The sequence below is a fragment of the Allostigmatella hybrida genome (assembly GCF_020103775.1).
Lineage (GTDB): Bacteria > Myxococcota > Myxococcia > Myxococcales > Myxococcaceae > Hyalangium > Hyalangium aurantiaca.
This window is the reverse complement of sequence record NZ_JAHXBH010000060.1, coordinates 1-6,350: the sequence shown is the minus strand read 5'-3', so window position 1 is coordinate 6,350 and position 6,350 is coordinate 1. Positions and strand designations below refer to the sequence as shown.

Here is a 6,350-nt window from a genome sequence, read left to right as displayed (position 1 = left end):
CCTCCCACGTAGGTGCTCCGAGGCAGGTAGCTCATGAGGTGGGTCCTCCGCCAGTCACTTTTTCAGCAGCCTGCTAGGCTATCCCGTACGACGACAGCCGGGTCGGCTTGGCAGCGTCAACGCCTCGTTCGGCAGCAACTACTGTGGTGGGCTGCCGAGATCAACAATGTCTTTGATCTTCGCGAACAGATCATCGTAGGTCAAGACGATCGTCTGCTGTGACCATCGAAAAAGCTCGAACGAACGGCACTGATTGGCGTCCATCTGCTCACCCGCGAGACTACCGCCAAGGACCACACAGCGCGGCGCAGTGGCAGTGAACGATTCGGCGCTTGTCCCAGCGAGCATGTAGAAGCTCTTCAGCAGTTCCTCTCGGTAGTTCAGAACCTGAACGATTGCGCCAGAGAGGTCCTCAGACACGGCGTAGGCGTTCCCACGGTATTGCTTCCCAAGCAAGCGCATCGTCGGCGTCTTAATCTCGACCAGGACGACGTTCTTCGTAGTGCCGGATCTGTACAGGAAGTCGAGTAGATTGCCGTTCCTATTGTCGATGCTCTTCCCACCGACGTAACACTTGTCCTTGAACTTTAGAACGCTGTCGGGAAAGGCCTGCGCTATGACGTTCGGATTCGTGTAGAAGAAGCTCTGCCAAAACTCCTCGTTCGAGTTGTGCTTGTTCTCCTCCCAAAATGCGAGCACGTCCTTGAGAGTACGAAGCGCGGCCGGTTCAAGGAGAAGCGCGCTTGCTGGCGGTGCGGTAAGCGCATCGCGAAGTGCGTTCGCGTGACGATCCCGCACTTGGCGGAGCCAAGCGACCGTATACAGGTCAGGCTCTGCGTCGATCATACGATGGTGGTTCGGACACAGCACGATCAGATTGTCGAGACTTGCGCGCTGATCAGGTGTAGCGGCGGCATTGTAGCGGGGACCACCTGGCGTGAGCGCCTCAATGTGGCAGATCTCGCCGATGAATGCCCCTCCGGGGGTCAGCAGGAGCACGTCACAGCCGGGAAATGCGCACCGGTTGCCTGAGCGCATGAATGCAGCGCGCTTGGCATCCGCCGAGGTATGTCGGATTGTGGCGAAAACGTGCACTTCGTGATTGGTGTCCTTCATCCTTCACTCCTCGCATAAGCATGCCCGAGATGATGCGGTTCCTCGTCCAGCAGGCAGGCGCAACCTGTTGAGGCGATGGCTCATCTGCTTCTGCAGTACTAATCTAGAGTCCTCCGGTCCATTGATTCGCGGCAGGTGGAACGTCTATTCCGGCTATGTGAAACGCCGGTTCCGGGCAAGTGGAACGCACCTTGGATGCAGGCACCGGAACGGACAATACAATACCAAGTATCCGAAGCTTGGAGCGTTGGCGCACGGCGTTGCAGGTGAGCGGTGAGAGTGACGAGGACGAGCATCTCATCACCTCCTCTCACAAGGGGCGAGGGGGTATGCCCGTCCTGCAAATCGCAGAAAACTCAGATCTATTTCACGGGTCCGTTCTTCCCTTTCTCCAAGCGAGAAAAGTAGGCGTTGTAGCTTTCCTTGTTCGCTGCAAAGTGGTGCATGTGCATGCGGCGGATATCCGGACTGCCCACTGGGACATCAATATGGGCTCTGTCTGGGTAAATAGGATGGCCAGGAATTGCAGAAAGCACACGCCGAATCTCGGTCTCGTCAACCACGCGAGAGGTATCAGGCGTAACAAGAGCGACAAAAACAAAGGCATTGAGAGATACGAACCGAATGCTGCACCAGTCCGATGCTGATGGCGTGAGTTGTGCCTCTCCACAGCGCATCCAATTTGGCGTGAGCATGCGCTTTGTGCCATCTTCCCGTGTAGTGAATTCAAGGGGAGGAACAATGTCTATTTTCAAGGATACTGAATCACTAGGGTAGGTCGTATTGCCAAGGATGTATTCGCGCAAGAACCGCAGCGGCGTGTTGGGATTCATGCTGCGTGCCGAATTATACGAAATCTTGAGCAGCCACCGAAGGAGGCTGTCGAAAGAGTATTCGAATCGCACCATCGTGTTCGGCTGGGGATGCTTGTGAAAATACACGTCGAAGAGTTCGCAAATGTAGCTATCAAGTTTTGAAAGGGGGCCGTTGTTGCATGTGGCGCACACGTCTCGAACCACAAGCTCAGCGCCAAATACTTTGTCGGCGCGTTTTGTTTTGAGTACCGTGCGTTGTAATCGGGAACCCGCTCAATTATGCATCGTGGCCATAGATGCTCACGTGTTGTTTTGCTCGGACTATCGCAATACGCGCACAAGGACTCGGTCGGTTTATGCTCCATTGTAAAGATTCTAGCACTGCTCGGTCATATGCGGGAAGGGTTGAGGGGAGGAAGCGACTGTCGACGTGATGCAGCCAGAGTGGGTAATGCCCGATGCGCCGCAGCGTGGTGTTGGAAATGTGGGCTTGCCCCGGATTGGTCGCTCTCCCGCAGCAAGCGTGCCCGCGTGAAGCGAGCGATCAGGCGGACGGAAAAAGCGGGTTGCCCTTGACGAGGTGGAGGGCATGATCTGGCGGGCAGCGACCTACGCGACCGTGGATCTTGATGCGTTGATCAAGGATCTCCTGCAGGCGTTGAAGGTGCCCCTGTGAATGCTGCTGGCGCGTTCACGCTCGAAGCGCTTCCAGACGGCCGGAGAAGTGGCGGACGCTTTGCTGGCTCGGGTCTTCGTTCGGAGCGCGGGAAGCGGCGGACGAATCGGCGAAGGTTGTAGAGAAGGGAGCGGACAGACTAGCGGAACTCGACGTGCCACGGCTCAAGACTGCACGGGGCGCGTAAACTGTCCCGAGAGGCACCACGTGTCCGTCGCGGGCGTGCTCCCTCCGCTTCCATGTGGCGTCGCGCCCTTTGGCGCGCGTCGAGCCCCCGTGGACGCCTCCGTTAGAGGGCTGGGGGCCGCATGTGCCCCCAGTGTGCGTGCGCCGTGAAGGTGCACTTGACCAGCGGGTGGAATGGGCTTGCCCCGATTTGGTGGCTCTCCCGCACTTTGTGTGGATTACGCAGCGAGAAGCACACGCCGCCGCAACAAATCGAAGCTGGCGCGTCCGTACATCTGACGCTTGAGGAACTTGAGCCTCGTGACCTGTCCTTCCACCTGGGCATTGCTCCACGGCGTTGTGAGCGCGGCGCGGATCGCCTCCCCTTCTTGCTCAAGCCCTGCGGCGAATGTCTCCACCGAGCGCACCCCGCATGAGCGGGCCTCCCGGAGCCATGCCTCAAAGGCTTTGCAAGAAGGATTCGGCTTGGCGGCGTGGGTGACGCCCCGTTCACGCACGAGTTGATTGAATCGACGTGCCAGCGCGATGACACGAGCAGCTTCCTCATCCTGCTCAAGGTGAACCAGCAGAGCCTTGTCGGCGGGACTGAGTGCTGAGAGTGGCTGCACGCACAGCCATGCCAACTGCCTCGGCGAAGGCAGAGAGTAGGTGCGTGCGTCTGTCGGCGTGGACTGACTTTCGCGGCGGGCGCGTGGCGTCGAGCGTGCCGGGGCAGTCCGCCGTGTCTGGAGCCAGCGGTGAGCTTGGCGCGAAGAGCCGGGATAGCCCTTGGCGCGAAGCTCTCGCCAGAGAAGAAGCGCATTCTCACAGCCCTCTGCATGCCGCCGCGCGAGGTGCTCCAGGTACGGGTCGAGGAGGCTTGGCCCTGGGGCTCGAACAGCTCGTTCAGGAAAAGCCTCCGCGAGGGCATACTTGCGCACCGTCCCCCGAGCCAGCTTCAGGCTATGGCTGATGGTCAGCAGAGGCTCCCCGGCCAGGTGGTGGCGGCGCACCTTTTGGTACGTGGCCAGGCGGCGTGCCCGGCTCTCTTCACCCGCGCTCACCTCGCTGTGCGTCCTTGGGAAGCTGGAACGACGAGGCCTCGATGAAGCGGACGGCTTCGGCACGCAGGGCAGCGCTCGCAGGCGCGCGTGCGCACCTGTGAGCCAGCGCTCTACCATTTGCCGTCCATTGAGCAGCAGGTGCCAGCGGTCTGCCACCTGCTGGGCTTTGGGGGCGCCCGCTTGGGCTGCCCGTGCATACTCGCTGGAGCGGTCCCGAGTGATGACTCGGACTCCGCGATGCCGCTGGAGCCATTGGCTCACTGTGGATGCCGAACGGTCCGCAAGCACGTCGACTACGCGGTGGGCTTCCAAGTCGACGAGAATGGAACCGTACGTCCGCCCTTTACGCAGGGCCCAATCATCCACCCCTACCACCTGCGGTGCCGCTGCACCCCCACCGAGTGCTTGCCCTGCTTTAGGAAGCCCGTGTCATCCACAATCCACGCTTCCACTGGCTCTCGCTTCTTCATGGCCTCCAACGCGTACTGGGCCGCTACCCGTCTGACGGCCCGGTCGCTCCATTTCGAGTCCACCGCGAAGTGCAACAACCTCTGGTGCATCGCGTCCACCCTTTTGGGGTCCGGGCATGCTCGCGCGGCAATAGGTTCTACACTCTTGCGCTCCCCCTCTCCCAGCAGTCCCATCGCGTACAGGGCGAAAGAGCCTCGCCGACTCTCTTCCTCCAGCACGTCCCCGAGCTTCTGGAAGTACCTCTCCAACCGCTGCACCGTAGCGCCCTCCATCAAAAGCTCCATACCTCATGAGTAGGACGCCGGACGGACAACACAATACCGGCCAACTCGCTCAGCCTTCGGCTGTTCGCTCCCTCCTCATTCTGACCCGTAACGCAGTAGTGTTAAGGTCTTGCCGCAAGAGTTCGGCCTGACGGATGATCCGGGTGAACGGGCTAGAACCGGGGAGCGCATGAACCAAGACGGACACGTGCGGGGCCCTGTTTCTCGCGCGCTCTTGCTGTGTGTCGCGCTCTGGGGCGCGGCGGGCTGTAGTTCCACCCAGGCAGCGCACCAAGGCACAGGCGGATCAGGCGCGAAGAGTAGCGAGGCCATCGCGCAGCCCGTTCCCGTCGAGTGCAATCAGACCGATTCCACGACCACTTGCTGCCTCAAGAAGAACCCAGGCCAGTACGAGCGCTGCGGGGCAGTAGCTCCCAGGCAAGCGCCGAAGCAGACGCCGAAGCAGGAACCCAAGAACGGGCCCGATAAGTTGCCGCCTCTCACGGACCTGTCGCCGGAAGAAATCCGGGAGAGGGAAAAGAAGTGCCGCGACTATTGGGAGCAGTGCATCGCGCTGGGGGGCGAATACGAGAAGCGAGGCCAGCACGGACAGACGATCTGCCGTGCCTGCTACCAGCAGTGCCGCGCGAACGGACACTGGCCTGAGAGGGTCAACGACTTTCAATGTCTTGGGAGGTCCTGACGGTGGCGCGCGCTCGTGCGGAGTGGTGGAGCACAGTTGCCGAGCAGCGTGAGTGGCTGACATTTGGGCTGGCTCACGCTGACCAGCCCTTTGAAGTCTTCGTGGCCGCACTCAAGGACCTTGAGCAGCAGTTTGCGCAAGGGGCGCGAAGCCCTAGCGAACGTCTGCACCTCAAGCGTCTGACGGCGCTGGACGTTGTAGACGAGGCATACGGACAGAGCCGGCCTTGGGAAGACTTTGGGCCGTGGCTGCGCAGGTTGAAGCGGCTCGGCTTCCCGGATCTCTGGAACCGCTTTCACATCTCGACGATCTACGTACAGTCCTTGCCGCGCTTTCCCAAGCAAGCGGAAGACGCCTTCGCCATGTTGGCAGACACGGAGCGCCGCGTGCGCAGGCTGCCCAAGCATCGGCACTCCCGCCAGCAAATGCTCGACGGCATCGAATACGCGCGGCAGGTGGCCGCCCGGCACGGCATCCACCCTCCCCGTAAGCACGGACGGTAGATGCCCCCTTGCCGCCCGGTTAGCCGGTACCCGCGCGGCCTGCTGAAGGTTTTGCTGCCACCGCGACGCTCAGGGCCTTCTGTGGCTAGATACGGCCGGTTGGGCGGTCCAATCGCTGGAGGCATGCTCCGTGGCCCAGAAGATGTTCGCGAAGGCAGTCCGCTGGACGGGGTACGGCGCGCTCGGCTTGGGCGCCGTGGAGGTGCTGCTGCTCCTGCTCGCAGGGGTGGGACACCTCGCTCACGAGCACCTCCCCTACCTTCAGGAAGGCATGCAGTTCGCGGCGGCGGTGGTCGCGCCGGTGCTCTTCCTCTGGGTCGTGCTGCTCATCGTGCTGGCCACCGCTGGGTGGCTTGGCGGCATGCTGTACCCGGCATGGGCGGATGGCATCTTCCGGAAGGCCGCCCTCTGGAGCCTGGGGGCCTTGGTGTTCTGCGCGGGCTTCATGTACCTCGCGCTCGACATGTTCCGCGGCGCGTTCGCCATGCACTGAGGACCACCCCTTTCAAGGTGATGGAGGAGGCTGGCAGCAGGAGGGGTTAGCGAGAGGGGAAGCGGTGGCTTGAGAGGACAG

The 6,350-nt window shown here is 61.3% G+C and carries 5 protein-coding genes and 1 pseudogene; 2 read left to right on the top strand and 4 right to left on the bottom strand.

The window, feature by feature from the left end:
* Positions 1-138: 138 nt before the first annotated feature.
* The 4 genes and pseudogenes from KY661_RS36935 to KY661_RS36920 form a co-directional block, all read right to left on the bottom strand.
* Complete coding sequence (locus tag KY661_RS36935) at positions 139-1,116, bottom strand: Shedu anti-phage system protein SduA domain-containing protein (RefSeq protein ID WP_225414659.1); 978 nt, start codon at positions 1,114-1,116, stop codon at positions 139-141.
* A 362-nt stretch (positions 1,117-1,478) separates the two neighbouring features.
* Positions 1,479-1,949, bottom strand: coding sequence for a hypothetical protein (locus KY661_RS36930; RefSeq protein WP_225414658.1), 471 nt, complete (start codon positions 1,947-1,949; stop codon positions 1,479-1,481).
* Between the two features lie 1,062 nt (positions 1,950-3,011).
* Complete coding sequence (locus KY661_RS36925; protein WP_317987330.1) at positions 3,012-4,202, bottom strand: ISL3 family transposase; 1,191 nt, start codon at positions 4,200-4,202, stop codon at positions 3,012-3,014.
* Positions 4,203-4,219: 17 nt separating this feature from the next.
* Positions 4,220-4,579: pseudogene (locus tag KY661_RS36920) on the bottom strand (transposase); the annotation flags it as partial.
* 696 nt (positions 4,580-5,275) lie between these two features.
* Between KY661_RS36920 and KY661_RS36915 the strand changes: the two are divergent.
* Positions 5,276-5,776: a hypothetical protein gene (locus tag KY661_RS36915; RefSeq protein ID WP_225414655.1), complete on the top strand. Its 501-nt coding sequence runs from the start codon at positions 5,276-5,278 to the stop codon at positions 5,774-5,776.
* A gap of 130 nt (positions 5,777-5,906) precedes the next feature.
* Positions 5,907-6,269, top strand: a complete 363-nt coding sequence (locus tag KY661_RS36910; protein WP_225414654.1) for a hypothetical protein — start codon at positions 5,907-5,909, stop codon at positions 6,267-6,269.
* Positions 6,270-6,350: the final 81 nt, after the last annotated feature.

Bases quoted from the DNA above. Each gene is read 5' to 3' on its own strand.
- KY661_RS36935 (WP_225414659.1), bottom strand. From the start codon at position 1,116: ATGAAGGACACCAATCACGAAGTGCACGTTTTCGCCACAATCCGACAT.
- KY661_RS36930 (WP_225414658.1), bottom strand. From the start codon at position 1,949: ATGAATCCCAACACGCCGCTGCGGTTCTTGCGCGAATACATCCTTGGC.